The organism is Streptomyces kryoterrae (assembly GCF_054072135.1).
The window spans coordinates 4,719,712-4,737,028 of sequence record NZ_CM133358.1 but is presented as its reverse complement, the minus strand read 5'-3'; the positions used below and the strand labels follow the sequence as shown (position 1 = coordinate 4,737,028).

At 69.6% G+C, this 17,317-nt stretch carries 17 protein-coding genes and 1 pseudogene; 7 read left to right on the top strand and 11 right to left on the bottom strand.

From position 1 onward, the window contains the following. Positions 1 to 35: 35 nt before the first annotated feature. The gene (locus ACW4TU_RS20400) at positions 36 to 374 is read left to right on the top strand and encodes a DUF2516 family protein (RefSeq protein ID WP_457430214.1); all 339 of its coding nucleotides are present in this window, start codon (positions 36 to 38) and stop codon (positions 372 to 374) included. A gap of 88 nt (positions 375 to 462) precedes the next feature. On the opposite strand, the gene ACW4TU_RS20395 is transcribed toward ACW4TU_RS20400, so the two are convergent. The 3 genes from ACW4TU_RS20395 to ACW4TU_RS20385 all read right to left on the bottom strand — a co-directional run bounded on the left by ACW4TU_RS20395 (position 463) and on the right by ACW4TU_RS20385 (position 4,251). Continuing rightward, a complete protein-coding gene (locus ACW4TU_RS20395; RefSeq protein WP_457429490.1) occupies positions 463 to 1,800 on the bottom strand; it encodes a PP2C family protein-serine/threonine phosphatase in 1,338 nt (445 codons plus the stop codon). A 324-nt stretch (positions 1,801 to 2,124) separates the two neighbouring features. Beyond that, positions 2,125 to 3,225: a C40 family peptidase gene (locus tag ACW4TU_RS20390; RefSeq protein ID WP_457429488.1), complete on the bottom strand. Its 1,101-nt coding sequence runs from the start codon at positions 3,223 to 3,225 to the stop codon at positions 2,125 to 2,127. 198 nt (positions 3,226 to 3,423) lie between these two features. Beyond that, complete coding sequence (locus ACW4TU_RS20385; protein ID WP_457429486.1) at positions 3,424 to 4,251, bottom strand: class I SAM-dependent methyltransferase; 828 nt, start codon at positions 4,249 to 4,251, stop codon at positions 3,424 to 3,426. 168 nt (positions 4,252 to 4,419) lie between these two features. On the opposite strand from ACW4TU_RS20385, the gene mshA reads away from it, so the two are divergent. Both mshA and ACW4TU_RS20375 read left to right on the top strand, forming a co-directional pair. Beyond that, entirely contained in the window at positions 4,420 to 5,724 is a 1,305-nt protein-coding gene (gene mshA, locus ACW4TU_RS20380; protein WP_457429485.1) for a D-inositol-3-phosphate glycosyltransferase, read from the top strand. Continuing rightward, complete coding sequence (locus tag ACW4TU_RS20375) at positions 5,717 to 6,208, top strand: type III secretion system chaperone family protein (protein WP_457429484.1); 492 nt, start codon at positions 5,717 to 5,719, stop codon at positions 6,206 to 6,208. The genes mshA and ACW4TU_RS20375 overlap by 8 nt, the downstream gene beginning before the upstream one ends. Here ACW4TU_RS20375 and ACW4TU_RS20370 read toward each other — a convergent pair. Further along, positions 6,198 to 7,016: a helix-turn-helix transcriptional regulator gene (locus tag ACW4TU_RS20370; RefSeq protein WP_457429482.1), complete on the bottom strand. Its 819-nt coding sequence runs from the start codon at positions 7,014 to 7,016 to the stop codon at positions 6,198 to 6,200. The two genes, ACW4TU_RS20375 and ACW4TU_RS20370, sit on opposite strands and share 11 nt — an antisense overlap. A gap of 49 nt (positions 7,017 to 7,065) precedes the next feature. Here ACW4TU_RS20370 and ACW4TU_RS20365 point away from each other — a divergent pair, with 49 nt between their 5' ends. Then, a complete protein-coding gene (locus ACW4TU_RS20365; RefSeq protein WP_457429480.1) occupies positions 7,066 to 7,530 on the top strand; it encodes a DUF2000 family protein in 465 nt (154 codons plus the stop codon). A 27-nt stretch (positions 7,531 to 7,557) separates the two neighbouring features. On the opposite strand, the gene ACW4TU_RS20360 is transcribed toward ACW4TU_RS20365, so the two are convergent. Together ACW4TU_RS20360 and ACW4TU_RS20355 are read right to left on the bottom strand one after the other, a co-directional pair. Next, the gene (locus tag ACW4TU_RS20360; RefSeq protein WP_457429478.1) at positions 7,558 to 7,806 is read right to left on the bottom strand and encodes a type II toxin-antitoxin system RelE/ParE family toxin; all 249 of its coding nucleotides are present in this window, start codon (positions 7,804 to 7,806) and stop codon (positions 7,558 to 7,560) included. Next, positions 7,803 to 8,072 (bottom strand): type II toxin-antitoxin system prevent-host-death family antitoxin, encoded by a 270-nt coding sequence (locus tag ACW4TU_RS20355; protein WP_164324180.1) that lies wholly within the window; start codon positions 8,070 to 8,072, stop codon positions 7,803 to 7,805. Before ACW4TU_RS20355 ends, ACW4TU_RS20360 begins: the two co-directional genes overlap by 4 nt. A gap of 519 nt (positions 8,073 to 8,591) precedes the next feature. On the opposite strand from ACW4TU_RS20355, the gene ACW4TU_RS20350 reads away from it, so the two are divergent. Beyond that, the gene (locus tag ACW4TU_RS20350; RefSeq protein ID WP_457429476.1) at positions 8,592 to 9,353 is read left to right on the top strand and encodes a phosphoglyceromutase; all 762 of its coding nucleotides are present in this window, start codon (positions 8,592 to 8,594) and stop codon (positions 9,351 to 9,353) included. A 78-nt stretch (positions 9,354 to 9,431) separates the two neighbouring features. On the opposite strand, the pseudogene ACW4TU_RS20345 reads toward ACW4TU_RS20350, so the two are convergent. Next, a pseudogene (locus tag ACW4TU_RS20345) lies at positions 9,432 to 10,702 on the bottom strand (tyrosine-type recombinase/integrase). Between the two features lie 120 nt (positions 10,703 to 10,822). Between ACW4TU_RS20345 and ACW4TU_RS20340 the strand changes: the two are divergent. After that, positions 10,823 to 11,443, top strand: a complete 621-nt coding sequence (locus ACW4TU_RS20340; protein WP_457429474.1) for a hypothetical protein — start codon at positions 10,823 to 10,825, stop codon at positions 11,441 to 11,443. A 657-nt stretch (positions 11,444 to 12,100) separates the two neighbouring features. Here the strand turns inward: ACW4TU_RS20340 and ACW4TU_RS20335 are convergent. From ACW4TU_RS20335 to ACW4TU_RS20320, 4 genes are all read right to left on the bottom strand, one after another. Then, positions 12,101 to 13,378, bottom strand: coding sequence for an IS701 family transposase (locus ACW4TU_RS20335; protein ID WP_457422148.1), 1,278 nt, complete (start codon positions 13,376 to 13,378; stop codon positions 12,101 to 12,103). A 92-nt stretch (positions 13,379 to 13,470) separates the two neighbouring features. Further along, a complete protein-coding gene (locus tag ACW4TU_RS20330) occupies positions 13,471 to 14,040 on the bottom strand; it encodes a maleylpyruvate isomerase N-terminal domain-containing protein (protein ID WP_457429472.1) in 570 nt (189 codons plus the stop codon). Between the two features lie 55 nt (positions 14,041 to 14,095). Beyond that, positions 14,096 to 15,217, bottom strand: a complete 1,122-nt coding sequence (locus tag ACW4TU_RS20325) for an IS630 family transposase (protein ID WP_457429471.1) — start codon at positions 15,215 to 15,217, stop codon at positions 14,096 to 14,098. Between the two features lie 106 nt (positions 15,218 to 15,323). Further along, on the bottom strand, positions 15,324 to 15,632 hold the full coding sequence (locus ACW4TU_RS20320; protein WP_457429469.1) for a hypothetical protein: 309 nt from the start codon (positions 15,630 to 15,632) through the stop codon (positions 15,324 to 15,326). A gap of 853 nt (positions 15,633 to 16,485) precedes the next feature. On the opposite strand from ACW4TU_RS20320, the gene ACW4TU_RS20315 reads away from it, so the two are divergent. Further along, the gene (locus tag ACW4TU_RS20315; protein WP_457429467.1) at positions 16,486 to 17,286 is read left to right on the top strand and encodes a hypothetical protein; all 801 of its coding nucleotides are present in this window, start codon (positions 16,486 to 16,488) and stop codon (positions 17,284 to 17,286) included. The last annotated feature ends 31 nt before the right edge of the window (positions 17,287 to 17,317 follow it).

Genomic DNA, 17,317 nt, shown 5'->3' with positions numbered 1-17,317 from the left:
CGAACTGACCGAGCTTGGTGGTGGACGTAGTGCTGATGCAGGGGTTCAACGGGTTCATGTGGCTGTTGAGCACGGCCTTTACCCTTTTCAGTGGCTTCGCGCTCTTCGACGCCGCGGTGCGCCGCGAGGACGCCTATCGGGCGGCGGACAAGAAGACCAAGCCGTTCTGGCTGGTCGTTCTCGGACTCGCCTTCGTGGTGAGCCTGATCTTCGGGATCCTGTCGTTCCTGCCGATCATCGGCCTGGTCGCGACGATCGTGTACATGGTCGACGTACGACCGGCCCTGCGCGGTCTCCCGGGCGGCGGACGCAGCCGCAGAGGCGGCGGCTCCAGCAGCGACGGGCCGTACGGGCCCTACAACGGCGGTCGCTGACCGACGGACCCGCCCCCGCCCCCGCCCCCGCGCCCACCTCGTCCCCGCCTCATCGACCCGTCCTACCGGCTCGCCCGCACCGAACGGGCTACGCCAGGCGGTCCAGCAGCAGCACCGCCAGGTCGTCCGTCAGCTCGCCGCCGTTCAGCTCGCGGACCTCGCTCACGGCCGCTCGCAGCAGGTTCTCGCCGCGCAGGCCCTGTGCCAGCTGGCGGCGGATCATCGCCACCATGCCGTCCTGGCCCAGCCGTTCCCGGCCCGTGCCGATACGGCCCTCGATCAGACCGTCCGTGTAGAGCATCAGCGTCCACTCGGCCCCCAGTCGCACCTGCGTACGAGGCCAGCGGGCCCCCGGCAGCAGTCCCAGCGCCGGGCCGTTGTTGTCGTAGGGCAGCAGTTCCGCGATGGCCGGAGAGTCGGCGAGCCCGGAGGTCGCGGGCGCCGGGCGGACCAGCAGCGGAGCCGGATGGCCGGCCAGGCACAGGCCCGCGCTGCGGCCGTCCGGCGAGATGTCGACCGTGCAGAGCGTCGCGAAGATCTCGTCGCTCTCGCGTTCGTGTTCGAGGACCTGCTGCAGCGTGCCCAGCAGCGCGTCACCGCACAGGCCCGCCAGGGTCAGCGCGCGCCACGCGATGCGCAGTTCCACACCGAGCGCCGCCTCGTCGGGGCCGTGCCCGCACACGTCGCCGATCATCACGTGGACCGTGCCGTCGGGCGTACGCACCGTGTCGTAGAAGTCGCCGCCGAGCAGGGCGCGGGAGCGGCCGGGGCGGTAGCGGGCGGCGAAGCGCAGCGAGGAGCCGTCGAGGAGCGGGGTGGGGAGCAGGCCGCGTTCCAGGCGGGCGTTCTCCTGGGCCCGCAGCCGGGACTCGGTGAGCCGGCGTTCGGCTCGGTCGGAGCGTTTTCTCTCCACGGCGTAGCGGATCGCGCGGCTCAGCAGCCGGCCGTCCAGCTCGTCGCGGAAGAGGTAGTCCTGGGCGCCGACGCGGACCGCCTCCGCACCGCGCTCGGCGTCGCCGGAGGCGGTGAGCGCGAGGACGGCGTGCCGGGGCGCGAGCCGCAGTACGTGCTTCAGCACCGCCAGCTCGTCGTCGTTGCCGTCCTCGGTGTGGTGGGGCGCGGGCAGGGCGAGGTCCAGCAGGATGCAGTGGACGTCGTCGGTGAGCAGCCGCTCGGCCTCGGTGAGGTTGCGTGCCGTGCGGACGCGGATCGGCTTGCCCGTCGCGTCGAGCAGCTCGGGCACCACGGGCGAGCCACCGGGGTCGTCCTGGATCAGCAGGAGGGTCAGATGTGTGCCGGGGGCGGTGACGGAGGGGCCGCCCGGTCCGGGGGTGCCTGTGGAGGTCGCTCCGGGCATGGCGCGGGCCGGCGCCTGACCGTTCTCCAGGGCCGGGACCGCTCTCTGCCGCGGTACGGGTACGGGCATCGTCGTGGGTTCCTTCCCTCCCCCCGAGGGCACGATGGGCGAGGGGTCTCGATCCACCGACCGGGACCATAGCGGTTGACAGGCCCGCAGCGGAATGGTTGGCGGCGCGTCGACCGGGTGGCGCCGGTGTCATATGCCGTGCTCCGTAACGCACTTGGACACGGGGTTGCTCGCCCGGGGATGACGAATGTCACGTCCACCAGAGGGTTGGGCGGTGCCGGCGGGTGCGGTGGGTCACGTGGGACGGGTCACGGGCGGTGCGGGATGTTCCGTACGGCGTGAAAGCTGCCGTATGTGGTGAATTGTCCGAGATGGCCTCCGGGTTCACGTGCCCGGTCGGACCACCCCGAGTATCTTCATCGACCCCGCCCCCGCGATCGTCACCGTCCGCCCGGGCCGCGGGGCGTGCACCATCTTGCCGTCGCCCACGTACATCGCGATGTGGCTCGCGTCGTCGAAGTAGACGATCAGGTCGCCGGGGCGCATGTCCTCGATGTCGACGTGCGGAAGCTGCTCCCACTGCTGCTGCGAGGTGCGCGGGATGGGGACCCCGGCCGCCGCCCAGGCCGCCGAGGTCAGGCCCGAGCAGTCGTATGTGCCGGGGCCCTCGGCGCCCCACTCGTACGGCTTGCCCGTCTGCGCCGTCGCGAACCGCACGGCCTTCTCGCCCTGTGCCGTCGCGCCGGTGTCGCTGCCGTCGACGTGGTCAAGGACGCCGGAGTCGAGCCAGGACGTCTGCGCCCTGGCGGCGGCCTCGCGCTCCAGCTCCGCGAGGCGTTCCTTCTCCTCCTTCTGAAGCTGGGACTCCAGGTTCTCGGCCGCCGCGATCTGCTGCTTGATCTGCTTCTGGGCGGCGGCTTTGGCCTTCCGGCTCGTCTCCAGCTTCTTCCACTGGGCCGAGGCGTCCCGCGCGTACAGCTCCAGGTCCTGCTGGGTGCGCGTCAGTTCGGCGAGCAGGCCCGTGGTCGCCTTCTCGCCCTGCCGGATCCGGCTGACCCCCTCCAGCCACGCCTGCGGATCGTCACTGAGCCACAGCCGCGCCGCCGGCGGCAGGCCTCCCGAGCGGTACTGGGCGCGCGCCGCGGCGCCCGCGCGGTCCTTCAGCTCGGCCAGCCGTTCCTGCCCCTTGACGATCTCCCGGGCCAGCGCGACCAGCTCGGCGGACTGCCGCTCGGTCTGCTCCTCCGCCGCGTTGTAGGCGTCGGTGGCGACCGCCGCGTCGTGGTAGAGCTTCTCCAGCCTCTTGTGTACGGCTTCCAGGTCCTTGTTCGGCGGCAGCGTCACGCTCGGGGTCGGTGCGGGCGTCGGGGTGGCCGTCGGGGTCGGTGCCGGGCTCGCGAACGCGGCGCCCGCGCCGCCGAGGACGGTGACCGCGCAGACCAGTCCCACGGCTGTCGCGACCAGACTCCGCTTGCCAACTCCCATTCCCCGTACCCCCGTACCTTTTCGCCCATTTGATTAATCGTCAGTAACTTACGGCGCCCGGGGGATCGTGCCATGTCACCGCAAAAAGCAACAGACATCCCGCAGGTTGCCTGCTCTTTCCCTGTCCCCGCATGTGTGACGAACGGCGTACGGAGATCGTTGCCCTCGAACCGTGAGCAATTCGAGGCACCGGGCAAATCAGCGCCGAGGCGCCAAGGCCCCCCACGCCACGGTCACTTCTCCCTGCCGCCACCGCGCCGGCCCGTCCGTCACCGGCCAGTCGGCCGTCAGGTCCCGTACCGCCCGGATCCAGCGCTGGCGGGCCCCGTACGAGGCGTAAGGCGCCGCGGCGGCCCAGGCGCGGTCGAAGTCGCGCAGGAAGGCGTGCACCGGTTCACCGGGGACGTTCCGGTGGATGAGGGCCTTCGGGAGGCGCTCGGCGAGGTCGGAGGGGCGGTCCAGGGAACCGAGCCGCGCCGCGAAGGTGACCGTGCGCGGCCCCTCCGGCCCCAGGGCGACCCACACATGCCGGCGCCCGATCTCGTCGCACGTCCCCTCGACGAGCAGCCCGCCTCCGAAGGCGCCCCCGAAGCCCTCCGTGGCCGGTGCGAGCCGGGCGCACAGCCGCGCCCAGACCCCGGCGACCTCGGCCTCGTCGTACTGCCGCAGCACGTTCGCCGCGCGGATCAGCGCCGGCCGCTCCGGCACCGGGACCTCGAAGCCGCCGTGCCGGAAGGCGAGCCCCTCGCGCTCGTACGGTTTCGCCGCCGCGACCCGGGCGGGCTCGATCTCGACGCCCACCACGCGTGCGCGTGGCGCCACGGTACGCAGCCGGGCGAGCAGCTCGACGGCGGTCCAGGGCGCGGCCCCGTACCCGAGGTCGACCGCGACGGGGGAGGGGACGTGGCGCAGGGCGGCGCCGTGCGTGGCCGCGATCCAGCGGTCCATACGGCGCAGCCGGTTGGGGTTGGTCGTCCCGCGCGTCACCGTTCCCAGAGGGCGATTCGATGCGCGGGGAGCAGCCATGCGTACGAGGGTAAGGGGCGGCGCCGTATCGAACGGTTGAGCGGAAAACGGTAATGATTGGGCAAAGAGGAAATGGGCCGCCTCCTCCTGGCGTTGACCCTTCGGAGCTGTGCCGAGAGCCAAACCGCGAAGAGCCGCGAAGGTCGGGCCGAGAAGGAGGAACGCCACGTGAGCCAGTACATCGGCCTGCTGGGCCGCCGCCGCAGGCCCCGCCGGGTGGCCATGCTGTCCGTGCACACCTCCCCGCTCCACCAGCCCGGCACGGGCGACGCCGGCGGTATGAACGTCTACATCGTCGAGCTCGCGCAGCGCCTCGCCGCGATCAACATCGAGGTCGAGATCTTCACCCGGGCCACCACGGCCGCCCTCCCCCCGTCCGTCGAGCTGGCCCCCGGCGTCCTCGTGCGCCACATCGACGCGGGCCCCTACGAAGGCCTCCCCAAGGAGGACCTGCCGGCCCAGCTGTGCGCCTTCACGCACGGCGTCATGCAGGCCTGGGCCGGCCACCGCCCCGGCCACTACGACCTCGTGCACTCGCACTACTGGCTCTCCGGCCACGTCGGCTGGCTGGCCGCCCAGCGCTGGGGCACCCCCCTGGTGCACGCCATGCACACCATGGCCAAGGTCAAGAACGCCGCCCTGGCCACCGGCGACAACCCCGAGCCCGTCGCCCGCGTGATCGGCGAGATGCAGGTCGTGGCCGCCGCCGACCGTCTCATCGCCAACACCGCCGAAGAGGCCGGCGAACTCGTACGGCACTACGACGCCGACCCCGGCCGGGTCGCCGTCGTCCACCCGGGTGTCAACCTCGACCGTTTCTGCCCGGCCGACGGCCGCGCCGCCGCCCGCGCCCGCCTGGGCCTCCCGCAGGACGCCCTGATCCCCCTCTTCGCGGGCCGCATCCAGCCCCTGAAGGCCCCCGACGTGCTGCTCCGCGCGGTCGCCGTCCTCCTGGACGAGCGCCCCGAGCTGCGCGCCAACATCGTCGTCCCGATAGTCGGCGGCCCCAGCGGCAGCGGCCTGGCCAAGCCGGAGGGCCTGCAGAAGCTCGCCGCCCGCCTGGGCATCGCCGACGTCGTGCGCTTCCGCCCGCCCGTGGGCCAGGAACAGCTGGCGGACTGGTTCCGGGCGGCCTCCGTCCTCGTCATGCCGTCCTACAGCGAGTCGTTCGGCCTGGTCGCCATCGAGGCCCAGGCGGCGGGCACGCCGGTGCTGGCGGCAGCGGTGGGCGGCCTCCCGGTGGCGGTCGACGACGGACGTACGGGATTCCTCGTACAGGGCCATGATCCGGCCGCCTACGCGCGCGTGCTGCGCGATTTCGCCGACAACGAGACCCTCACCGCCCGGATGGGCGCGTCGGCGGCCCGGCACGCGCAGCGCTTCGGCTGGGACGCCTCGGCCGCCGCCACGGGGGACGTCTACACGGCCGCGATGCAGGCCCACAGGCGTCGCGTACGCTCGCTGCATGGCTGATTCGGCGTCGATCATCGAGCAGGTCCTCACCGAGGCCGAACTGGACTGGGAGAGCCCGAAGCCCGGCAACTACGTGGTGAAACTCCCCGGCACCCGCAAACTCTCGACGACGGTCTCGTTCCTGGTGGGCAAGCACTCCCTCTCGCTGAACGCGTTCGTGATCCGCCACCCCGACGAGAACGAGGCGGGCGTCCACCGCTGGCTCCTGGAGCGCAACCTCAAGCTGTACGGCGTGAGTTACGCGGTGGACCGCCTGGGCGACGTGTACGTGACGTCCAAGCTGCCCCTGTCCGCGATCACCCCGGAGGAGATCGACCGCCTCCTCGGCTCGGTCCTCGAAGCGGCCGACGGCGGCTTCAACACCCTTCTGGAGCTGGGGTTCGCGTCCGCGATCCGCAAGGAGTACGCCTGGCGGGTGTCCCGGGGCGAGTCGACCCGCAACCTGGACGCGTTCGCCCACCTGACCCAGCGCCCTACGGACTGAATCCCCGGCCGAGCCGATAGCGCCCGGGTGGCACGCCCACCAACTTCCTGAAGTGACGGGCGAGATGGGCCTGGTCGTAGAATCCGGCGGCCGTGGCGACCTCACCGGGAGCCAGCCCGTCGAGGAGCAGCCGCCGGGCCAGGTCGACACGACGCGCCGTCAGATACCGGTGCGGCGGCATCCCGAAGGCCGCGCTGAACGCCCGTACGAGATGCGCGGGATGGGCGTGCACGAGCCGCGCGGCCTCGTCGAGCGCGATCCCGTCGACAAGCCGCTCGTCGAGCAGTTCGCGCAACCGCCGGGCTAGCGGCGGATCTACGCGCGCGGGACTGGCTGTGCCGGTCGCCCGCAACCGCGTACGCAGCCGCTCCGCGACGAGCGTCAGCCGGCTCGCGGCCTCGAACTCCTCCCCGGCCCGCACGAGCGCACCGTGCAACTGCCCTACGCGCAGCCGCAGCAGGGGGTCGCGCAGATCGGGCCGGTCGACGGCGGCCCCGATCAACTCGTCGCCCAGATGGGTGGAGTCGAGATAGAGCACCCGTTTACGGAACCCGTCCGGAGTCGCGGGCGACCCGTTGTGCGGCACGTGCGGCGGCAGCAGGGTCACGGTGTCGTGCGGGGTGCCCCGCTCGTGCCGGTCGAGGTCGTACCGTACGGCGCCGTCGTCGACGATGAGCAGCGTCCAGGTGTCGTGTACGTGCATCGGGTAGGCGTACTCGACGAAGTGGGCGTGGAACACCTCAAGGACACCCGGGACGCGCGGGCGCCAGGCGGAAACGGTTCGCTGCTCCGAGGATGTGGCGGCCACGCAAAGAACGTACAAGACGCCTGGGTGCGCGGGTCGGCAGTCTCAAGGCATGAACGCACCGCACACCACCCCCACCTCTGCCCTCGCGCCCGCCCCCGAACCCGTTCGCTTCGACACGAAGATCGCCGTGGTCCTGCGCGAGGACCTGGAACCCTGGCAGCGCCTGAACGTGACCGCGTTCCTGGTCAGCGGCCTGGGGACGACGGTCCCCGAGGTGATCGGCGAGCCGTACGAGGACGCGGACGGCACCCCGTACCTCCCGATGTTCCGTCAGCCGGTCCTCGTCTTCGAGGCCGCGAAGGAGACGCTGAAGGCGGCTCACGGACGGGCGGTGTCCCGGTCCCTGCCGTGCTCCGTCTTCACGTCCGACCTGTTCGGCACGGGCAACGACCGGGACAACCGCGCGGCTGTACGGGCCGTGGGGGCCGGGGAGTTGGATGTGGTGGGGATGGCGGTGTACGGGCCGAAGAACGCGGTGGACAAGGTGGTGAAGGGGGCGCGGATGCATCCGTGAGCCAAAGGCGCCGAAGGTCGATCAGGTTCAGGTTCGCCCGACGTGCTCGATGTGGAGGGTGCGCGCGTCCTGGTCGAAACGGTAGAGGATGCGCCAGGGAAGCCCGTGGTGAAGGCGGCGGTGGTGAGTGCCCCAGGCCCGGGACCCTGCAGGCCTGGGATTCTCCGTGAGTTGGTCGGTCGCCTGGAGGAGTGCGTCCACCCCCTGCGGGTCGTCCTTGAGGTAACCAGTGGCCTCGTTGAGCGCTGCCGGTTCCCACTGGACCTGCCAGGTCACGCCTCGCTCCCCCTTCCTGCGGCTTCGAGAAGCGCACGCCGTGCCTCGGCATGCGGTACGGGAGTCTCTGTACGTCCGAGGGCACGGTCACGCTCAAGGCGGGCGAGCGCGAGCGCGTCCTCCAGGTCTTCGAGCTCCGCGGGGGAGATGAGGACCGCGGTCGGAACACCGTGGTCGGTGAGGGTGATGTGCTCGTGCTGGGCGGCCCGGCGTGCGAGTTCTCCGAGCTTGCCTCTGGCTTCAGCGATCGGATATGTAGCTGACATGAATCTAGTGTACACAGAGATGACACTTTCACCCTCGAAGCCATGTGCCGCAATGTGTTCCACCGCTGTGGCGCTCCGGTGGAGGTCGGTGTCCTTCCGGAGCGCCGCAGCCTTCGGGGAGTCGGTCAACTCCGCAGGATCTGAAGGGAGTTCATGGACAGACTTCCTTCGCAGGGGCCGGCGTCAGGTGGTGGCAGGAGCACGTGCGCGCCGGGGACACCGCTGTCGCGGGGCTCAAAGTCCCGGCAGCGGGGATGCTGACCGAGAGTGCACCGGGGCGACCGGTACGAGGGTTCCGGCGTCCAGGCCGGCTCGGGAGCCCGGAGACAGATTCTCGGGGCGGCGCGTTTCAGGGCGGCGAGTGGCACAGGTATCGCCCATGGACGTAAGCAGCTCGAACGGTGATGACACCTTACGAGCGGGTTCCGCGGGGAAGCCACTCAACTAACAGATCCCGGCAACCGTCCGGTTGCCGGGCGGCCGAGCAACGGATCAGGACGTTCTATTACGCTCGGGGGCATGGCCGACGCACCGTACAAGCTGATCCTCCTCCGCCACGGCGAGAGCGAATGGAACGCGAAGAACCTGTTCACCGGCTGGGTGGACGTCAACCTCACCGACAAGGGCGAGAAGGAGGCGGTCCGCGGCGGTGAGCTGCTCAAGGACGCCGGTCTGCTCCCCGACGTGCTCCACACGTCCCTCCAGAGGCGCGCGATCCGCACGGCCCAGCTGGCCCTGGAGTCCGCGGACCGCCACTGGATCCCCGTCCACCGCAGCTGGCGCCTGAACGAGCGCCACTACGGCGCCCTCCAGGGCAAGGACAAGGCCCAGACGCTCGCCGAGTTCGGCGAGGAGCAGTTCATGCTCTGGCGCCGCTCCTACGACACCCCGCCCCCGCCCCTCGAGGACGGCACCGAGTTCTCCCAGTCGGACGACCCGCGCTACGCGACGATCCCCCCGGAGCTGCGCCCCCGCACGGAGTGCCTGAAGGACGTCGTCGACCGCATGCTCCCGTACTGGTACGACGGCATCGTCCCCGACCTCCTCACCGGCCGTACGGTCCTGGTCGCGGCCCACGGCAACAGCCTCCGCGGCCTGGTCAAGCACCTGGACGGCATCTCCGACGAGGCGATCTCCGGCCTGAACATCCCGACGGGCATCCCCCTCGCCTACGAACTGGACGCCGACTTCAAGCCGCTGAAGCCGGGCGGCACCTACCTCGACCCGGACGCGGCAGCGGCGGCGATCGAGGCGGTCAAGAACCAAGGCAAGAAGAAGTAGGAATAGCGATCATGCCCCTGAGCTGCGCATACGGCGCGACTCAGGGGCATTTTCATGCTGTGGAACCTCCCTGGAACCTCAGCCTGTGGGATCTTGCGGCCGGAGAACCTGCCCGAGAGCCTTCCGGGCCCGCTCCCGGCTGCTCGGCATGAGGTGCGCGTACACCTTCAGAGTCAGGCCAGGGTCCGAGTGCCCGAGGTACTCAGCGAGGGCCTTGATGCTCTCCCCGGCGTCCAGGAGCACGGACGCAAGTGCCTCAGCGCGTGCATGCCGTGCTCCCGCGCGGCGGCATGCTCCCGGCTCTTGGCTTTCGGTATGACGCCTGCCTTCGCGAGAGCGGGCTTCCAGTGATCCTCATTCAGCGACGTACGCCAGACATGCCCACCCAGGGGACCGGTGAAGATGAGCCGCCGGGTCACCGGCTGGCCGTTCGCTCGCATCCACGGGAGCTTGATCTCCACGGGTGGGAACCGCTTGATGTGTTCCTTGAGCGCGTCCGCCACGGGTTCGGGCAGCCGCACGTCACGCAGCTTGCCGCCCTTCGGTGGGGCGAACACGGGCTGACTCAGGCTCAGCTTGAGCTGTTGGACGACGTGAAGAATGCCGTTGTCGAAGTCAAGCTCTTCGACGGACAGTCCGAGGATCTCCCCCTGTCGCAGGCCACAACCGGCGCCCATGTCCACCATGGGACGGAACCGTTCGACCAGGGCGCCGCGCATGGCGAAGACCCGTTCCGACGTCCAGGGGACCACACGACGCGCGCCCATCTCCGGGAGCGCCACCGTGCGCGAGTTGCAGGGGTTCCGGGGAAGGTAACCGTCTTCGACGGCCGCGCTCAGGACGGCGCGCACGTTGGAGAAGATGACGCGGGCGTACGCGCCGGACATGCCGGACGCTTCGAGCTGCGTCACGAACTCGCGGATATGGCTCGGCTGGAATGAGCCCAGCGGCCGGGCCCCGATGCGCGGGAAGGCGTGCAGCTTGAGCTGAGACTGCATCGAGGCCCGGGTGTTCGGGTCGCCGCTCTGGCTCGACAGCCACTTTTCCGCGAACTCCTGGAAGGACGTCCGGGCCGCGTTCGGGTCGATGTACTGGCCCCGGGCCACGTCTGCGCTGATGTTGCTGAGCCACTGTTCGGCGAGTCGCTTCTGTCCATCGGCGAAGGACTTGCCCTTTCGCTTGCCGTCAGGCGCGAGGTACCGGGCGCGGTACGGCAGTCCGGTGCCGTGACGGGCGGTCTTGACGCGGGCGGTCTTGCCGTCGGTGTCGGTCTCGGTCTTGAACCAACGGTCTTGAATGCTGCCGGGTGCGGTTCCTTTCGAGTGACGGCCGCGATCAAGTGAGGTCATAGTTCCGCTGGTGAGTGCGTCAGGCGTCGCCAATAAACCATGCTGCGGGGAACCGTGCCGCGTCGGGATACTGGGCCGGTGAGCAACGCCATGGCTGAGTACGAAGCGGATACTGAACAGTTGAAGCGAAGGGTCTACCTCGGCCTGCGCGAGGGCAACCTCGACCCACAGGACGTCGTCGCCCTCGCCTGCGAACTGCTCGACTGGTTCCATTACACCGACGCCGTCCTGGAGGTCGTCGAGCGGAACCCGGCCGAGGTACCGCAGGCGGAGATGACCGCTCTGGCCCGGTGCATCCTGGACGACGCGGGCTTCGATCCCGGCTTCGACCTCGCCCCAGAGCGTTTGGAGACGTTGCGCGCCGCACTGCGGATCGTGGCCCGTGACCTGCCCACGCGCGGGATCGAGGGCGAACCGGAGATCGAGATCCTGGAGGACTGTTTCCCGGTGGGAGCCGGTGTCTGCCTTGCCGACGGCGAACGGCTCAACTGGGGCGGCCCCATCCTGCCGAACATGTGCGACGACCCTGCCATGGCATTGACCAGTCTGGCGATCATGATCCAGGAGAGCTTGCTCGAATGGACCTGGCAGGTCTGGCCGGTGTGCCCCCGACATGACCTCGGCGTCCACGGCTCGGAGCGAGAGCGCGAGGTTGTGTGGTGGTGCGCGGGCGATGGCGGACACATCCTGGCGCCGGTCGGCGAACTCTCGCGCGCTCTCGGCCGCCGTCGCCCCCAGTAGGGGCGGCGGTGGGGTGCAGTTCGTTTCGAACGACCGCCGGGATCAGGCGGTGGGTGCGTAGTTCCGCTGGTCGGGAGCCTTCGGGGGCCATCCAGGGCGGGGGGGCGGCCCGGCGGTGCTCGCCCACGTCGCCCGTCTTCCCCTTGGAGGCCCAAGGACGGCCTTTACCTTCGGGGCGCCCCCAGGTAAAGGCCCGTCATCAGGCCTTCCAAGGAGGGGCGGGCAGGACCCCCCTCCTGGATTGCCGTTGTCACCCTCACTTCACCTATGCCGCCTGCCGGGGTCTGGAGTACCGGAAACGGCTTGTGGCCCGGAAGGCGACAAGACAAGACAAGACAAGACAAGCGACAAGCCGCACGACAGGGGAGGCGACAAGCAGCGCGACAAGCACACCACCCACCGGAGCGTGCGGGGGCGTCGGTCCGGCGGGTGTCAGGGCCCGGGTGCCAGGAGGTGTCAGGGCGCGGTGTCAGGCCGGTGTCAGGAGCGGGTGACGCCGCGTTTGCCTAGGGGTTTGGGTCAGGAGCCCGTGACTGTAAAGACACCTCATGCAGCTAGTAGGACTCCGTTAGGTTGCTTTGGCTCTTGGGTTTGGTCTGGTGGCGGAGGTTCTGGGCAGGGGGCGGTGGCAGGTGGTGCAGGTGCCGGTCCAGCAGTTCAGCAGGTCCTGGATGGTGTCGAGGATCTGGTAGAGGGTGAGTCCGCCGTATCGGCTTTTGGGGCCAGGCGCTGTTCGGTGAGGAAGGCGTGGGCGGCGGTGACCAGGGTGACGTGGTGATGCCACCCCGCCCAGGAACGTCCCTCGAAGTGGTCCAGGCCGAGGCCGTGCTTGAGTTCCCGGTAGTCGTGCTCGATGCGCCAGCGGATCTTGGCCAGGCGGACCAGTTCGGCCAGCGGGGTGCCGGCGGGCAGGTTCGACAGCCAGTAGTCGGTGGGTGCTTCGGCGCCTTCGGGCCACTCGGCCAGCAGCGTGACCTCGGGCAGGACACCGTCCCACAAGCCCTCCTGCGCGGTCGCGGCGGCCCGGGCCAGGCGGCGGGCCCGGACCCCGGCCGGCCGCACCCGCAGTGCCAGGAAGCGCGAGCGCATCGGCCCGCGGGAGCCTTCACGCCAGGTGACCTCGGTGAATGCCTGTCGCCCGTGACCAACGGCCAGAACGGACACGGAGGACGGCTTGTCCCGGTAACGGGCCTGCGGTTTGCGGCCGTTCCCGGACCAGGCCGGGGCGGCGGGCTGCGCATGGTGCGGGTGCACGGTCACATCCGAACGGACCGCTACGACATATCCGATGCCCCGGCCGGTCAGGCCGTCGCGGAAGTCGGCGTTCTGCCCGTAGCCGGCGTCGGCCACCACCACCGGCGGCACCAGCCCCCACCCGGCCAGTTCGTCGAGGGTGTCCAGGGCCAGGCGCCACTTCTCCCGGTGCCCGACCTCATCGGGCACCTGGCAGCGAAGCCGGCGTTCGGCGTCGCTGTCCCACTCCCTGGGCAGGAACAGCCGCCACTGAAGCGGGACGGAGGCGGCATCGGTGACCGCGTGCACGCTGACCGCCACCTGACAGTTCGCCTGCTTGCCCAGGGCCCCGCAGTACTGGTGAGCCACGGCGACCGACATCCTCCCGTCCTTGGGAAACGACACGTCGTCGATGGCCCAGGCATCCGGGCCGATCAGCGGCACCATCCGTTCCGCGATCCGCCGCCGCACCGGCACCGGATCCCACGGCGACTGGTTCACGAACTGCTGCAGGTTCTGCTCGTTGCCGTCCGGCAGCCGCGCAGCCATGGCCTGGATGGACTTGCGCCGCCCGTCCACCATCAGTCCCCGCAGATAGCAGTCGCCCTTGGCCCGCTGGTCCTTGCGCGGCACCGAGGAGAACACATCAGCCACGAACAACGCCAACTTCGCCCGAGCACGGTTCACTTCATGTGCGTCCACACACCCACCATGCCGCTGAACACCACCGACAGAAAGACCTAACGGAGTCCTACTAGTGCTGTGACCGGATAGGTTCGCCGGGGCCAGCTCGCTCAGTCCGATCGTGCTGCTTCCCACCGCCATGAGGTTTGGCGAGGGAGGCCGTCGAGGCCCCCGCGCCCGGTGCACCAGAGAAGTACCTGGGTGGGGTCTCCGGGCGGGGCGGCAGGGAAGAGCCGGTTGAGTACGGCTGCGCTCAGCGGCGCTGGTGGTAGCCAGTCCACGGACAGCCCCTGCGTGATGTCGTGGGTGTGCAGCAGCGTTTCGGCCACACCCATAGCTGCGAACCCCTCGGGGTCGCACGGACCCCAGTGCCAGGCGCGCAAGGTCGGGTCGGCCGCGGCCAACGCGCTGCTGAGTAGCCTGCCGCAGGCGGTGGCGGCCTGGAGCACCTCAGCCGGTGAGGCTGTGGGGCGGACGTTCAGGTCGAAGGGAAGGTAGGCGTCGGCGGGCTGTGCTGCCACCTGTCCTGCGTAGGCCAGCAGGTCATGGCCGATATGCGCTGCTGTTTGCCAGCAGGTCCATTCGAGCGGCCCCGCCGGCACCGTCCAGTCCGCGGCGGTATGAGGGCTGAGTATCCCCAGCATCTCTGCCACGGCGGCGTCGACGTCCTGATGGTTCATGCGGAACTCCTCGCAGTTCGTGCTGTGCGACTGGGCTGTGGCGGCTGTCGTTCCTTCACGCCGCCAGGGATCTGGCACGTCCGCCCCAGCGGATGCCCTTCTCGCTGCGGATACGGGCGCGTTCCTTGCGCTCGGCGGCCAGGACGTCGCGGTGGCGGGCGTTGGCGTTGCGCCAGCGCAGGTAGGCGTGCAGGGCCCGGGTCTGCACGGTGTGGTTGGGGTAGTTCGAGTTGGCGATGGTGAACTGTCTCAGCGGTCCGAAGTGGGCCTCGATCGGGTTCGCCCACGAGGCGTAGGTCGGCGTGAAACACAGCTCGACCTTGTGCTTCTTCGCCCAGCGTCGGATGTCGGTGCCCTTGTGGGCGGACAGGTTGTCCATGATCACGTAGATCGGGGCGCCGTCCGGGCGGGCGGCGCGGATCGACTTCAGTGCGGCCAGCGTGTTCACGGCGCCCTTCTTGCGGCGGTTGATGCCCCACAACGTGTCGTCGCCGACCGAGTAGCAGCCGTGGAAGTACCGGACTCCATGGGTGCGGTGGTAAGTGGCCGGCAGCCGGTCGGGACGCCCTTGTCCGGCCCAGCCCGAGCCCGCGGTGGGCCGAATCCCGAGCGGGCCGAACTCGTCGAACGCAAAGACCCGGTCCGGGAAGCGGTCCAGGACTTCCTCGATGCGGTCGAGCTTGGCGTCGCGCTCGGGGTCCGGGGACTCCTTCCACGTCTTGGTGCGCTGGAAGGTGATGCCGCGGCGGGCGAGCAGGCACCGTAACGCCTCGCGGCCGATGCAGATCACCCGGCCGTGCACTGTGCGCAGGTAGGCGACCAGCTTGCGCAGCGACCAGCGGGTGAACGGCTGGCCGAGCTTGACCGGTCGGGTGGTGGCCGTCGCGATGACGAAATCCTCGTCGTCATCGCTGAGTTGGCGGGGACGGCCTCCCGCCCACTGAGGGTCCAGGCAGGCCAGGCCAATCTCGTTGAACCGGTGGATCACGTCCCGGACTGTGTCCTCGTCGGCCTTCACCAGCTGGGCGATCACCGGCACCCGGTTCCCACCGGCCGAGGCCAGCAGCATCATCGCCCGCCGGTAACGCACCGAACTGGTGCTGCCCCGGCGCACTATCTGCTGCAGCTTCTGCCCCTCCTGGTCGGTCAGTCTCCGCACACGGACAGGATCAGCCACCGCGCCTCCAGCGATCGGGTCGGATGTCACCGCATATCCAACCGCCACGACCACCGACCCGGCGAACCTATGCGGTCACAGCACTAGCGGGTCAAGTTGACCTTGGTCAGCCGACTGAAAAGGCGGCCAGCAAGGTGTCCGCCCGGACTTCCAGTTCGGGCGTCAGGCTTCCCTTCACGGCCACCATGAGCTCGTCGCCGCTGACCGCGCGGGCAAGCCGAACCTCGACCTGTCGATGCTCGCCGACCAAGGGATACGAGTACCAACCGTCGGTCCGCTCGTCGTCGGTCGCCTCGACCGCCAGAGCCACCGTCTCCCAGTCGGTGGCATCGAACCCGTAGCCCACGTAGTGCGACAGCAACTCCAGGAACGACCGCAGGTTGCGCTCCCAGATCCATCCACCGACTTCTGCCATGGCTTCCCCTCCGTGCTCAGAAGGGACAGCCTGTCATGGGCCGATGTCTCAGTGATCACCCTGCTGCAGCAGGAGGGGGAAACGCGACCGCTTCGTCGAAGGGGCCGCGCCCCAGGCCCATCAGAGATCCTGGACCTCTAATTACAACGAATTAGGAGGTGTCAGGGCGGGGCCATACGCAAGAGGAGCACGCCCACGAGCGGGGTGCTCCTCTTGCTTGTGGGGGCCAGTCATCCGGCCGCACGTCGCCGGCCGAACGTACGCCGGACAGGAATGGGCGCCCGAAGGACGTCCGCCCCGGAGGGCGGTCCCTCTTGCCCTTCCTTGGGACGCTCCGGGTCCCGCCTACGGGGGTGTGACGCGGCCCGCAGGTAGGTGTGACGGACCGGTGTGAGGCGGTGCGACGGGCCGGTGTGAGGGCGCGTCACACCGCGTTTGCCTAGGGGTTTGGGTGTGATGCGCCGTCACACCGTGATGAGTGTTGGGCCGGTGTGACGGCGGAACCGGTGCCCTCCCACGAGACCCTGGCGGGCCCTGTGCCGGGCCCTCCGACGACGACCGGTAACGACAGACAACGACCACCAACAACTGCTTAGCAGCAGGTCAGTTGGCGTGTGCACCCCTCTGACCAGGGCCAAAAAGCGGGCCCGCCAGACCCAGGGCAAGAAGAAGTAGCCTTCACGACAGCCTTCGTGATCATGCCCCCGACGCGCGCTCACCGCGCGGATCGGGGGCATTTTCGTTGCCGAGCATGTCAGTTCGGCGAAAGTGCACAACCCCCCAGGCGTCCCGTCAGTCTCACGCAGCGAAGGCACCACCCAGTTCACCAAACAGGGGAAACCACGCCATGCGCATGCGCGCCACTGTCGCCACCGCTACCGCCGCCGCCGTCAGCGTCGCTCTGGCCGTCACCGCCCTCGCCGTCCCGGCCTCCGGGGCCGACCAGGACGACTCGGCCACGACGTTCTCGAACATCGATGTCAACCACGACTGGCAGGACTACACCGTTGGCGTCGACGCCGCGACGAAGAGACTGATCCCGATCTCCGCGACGCTCAGCGACCCGTCCGGCGTCAAGAGCGTGTCGATCGAGCTGAGGCGCGGAGACGACGCGGAGAAGCCCGACGCGGTCATTACCGCGGGCGCCCATTGCCACAAGACCAACGAGATCACCTCCTGGTGCGAGGCCCTGCTGACGGCCAACCCGAAGGTCAACCTCCACAGCAACGCCCTCGCCGGTCTCTGGTACCTGAGCTTCGTGGCCACCGACGGCGAAGGCAACGTCACCCGCGGGGACGGCCTCACCGACCTCACATCCTTCGCCCGCGTCAAGCGCACGACCTACATGTCCCAGACCGACGCCGGCCCGGAGCCGGTGACCAAGGGCAAGAACCTCACGGTCAAGGCCCAGATGACCGTCGCCAGCTGGGAGACGAACAAGAACGTCCCCCTCGTCGGGCACCAGCTGCTGCTCCAGTACCGCAAGGGCACGAGCGGCCCCTTCAAGACGCTGAAGAAGGTCAAGACCGACCGGAACGGCTGGGCCACGGCCACCGTGCAGGCGACCGCGGACGGCGCGTACCGCTACACCTTCGGGGGCACGAACCTCACCATGCCCGCGGCCAGCTACACCGACTACGTCGACGTGAAGTGAGCCCGGACCCGGTGAAGTAGTGCCCGTCCCC

Excerpts from the sequence above, each read along its gene's own strand:
- ACW4TU_RS20400 (WP_457430214.1), top strand. The coding sequence starts at position 36 with ATGCAGGGGTTCAACGGGTTCATGTGGCTGTTGAGCACGGCCTTTACC.
- ACW4TU_RS20395 (WP_457429490.1), bottom strand. The coding sequence starts at position 1,800 with ATGCCCGTACCCGTACCGCGGCAGAGAGCGGTCCCGGCCCTGGAGAAC.
- ACW4TU_RS20390 (WP_457429488.1), bottom strand. The coding sequence starts at position 3,225 with ATGGGAGTTGGCAAGCGGAGTCTGGTCGCGACAGCCGTGGGACTGGTC.
- ACW4TU_RS20385 (WP_457429486.1), bottom strand. The coding sequence starts at position 4,251 with ATGGCTGCTCCCCGCGCATCGAATCGCCCTCTGGGAACGGTGACGCGC.
- ACW4TU_RS20375 (WP_457429484.1), top strand. The coding sequence starts at position 5,717 with ATGGCTGATTCGGCGTCGATCATCGAGCAGGTCCTCACCGAGGCCGAA.
- ACW4TU_RS20365 (WP_457429480.1), top strand. The coding sequence starts at position 7,066 with ATGAACGCACCGCACACCACCCCCACCTCTGCCCTCGCGCCCGCCCCC.
- ACW4TU_RS20355 (WP_164324180.1), bottom strand. The coding sequence starts at position 8,072 with ATGTCAGCTACATATCCGATCGCTGAAGCCAGAGGCAAGCTCGGAGAA.
- ACW4TU_RS20350 (WP_457429476.1), top strand. The coding sequence starts at position 8,592 with ATGGCCGACGCACCGTACAAGCTGATCCTCCTCCGCCACGGCGAGAGC.
- ACW4TU_RS20330 (WP_457429472.1), bottom strand. The coding sequence starts at position 14,040 with ATGAACCATCAGGACGTCGACGCCGCCGTGGCAGAGATGCTGGGGATA.
- ACW4TU_RS20320 (WP_457429469.1), bottom strand. The coding sequence starts at position 15,632 with ATGGCAGAAGTCGGTGGATGGATCTGGGAGCGCAACCTGCGGTCGTTC.
- ACW4TU_RS20315 (WP_457429467.1), top strand. The coding sequence starts at position 16,486 with ATGCGCGCCACTGTCGCCACCGCTACCGCCGCCGCCGTCAGCGTCGCT.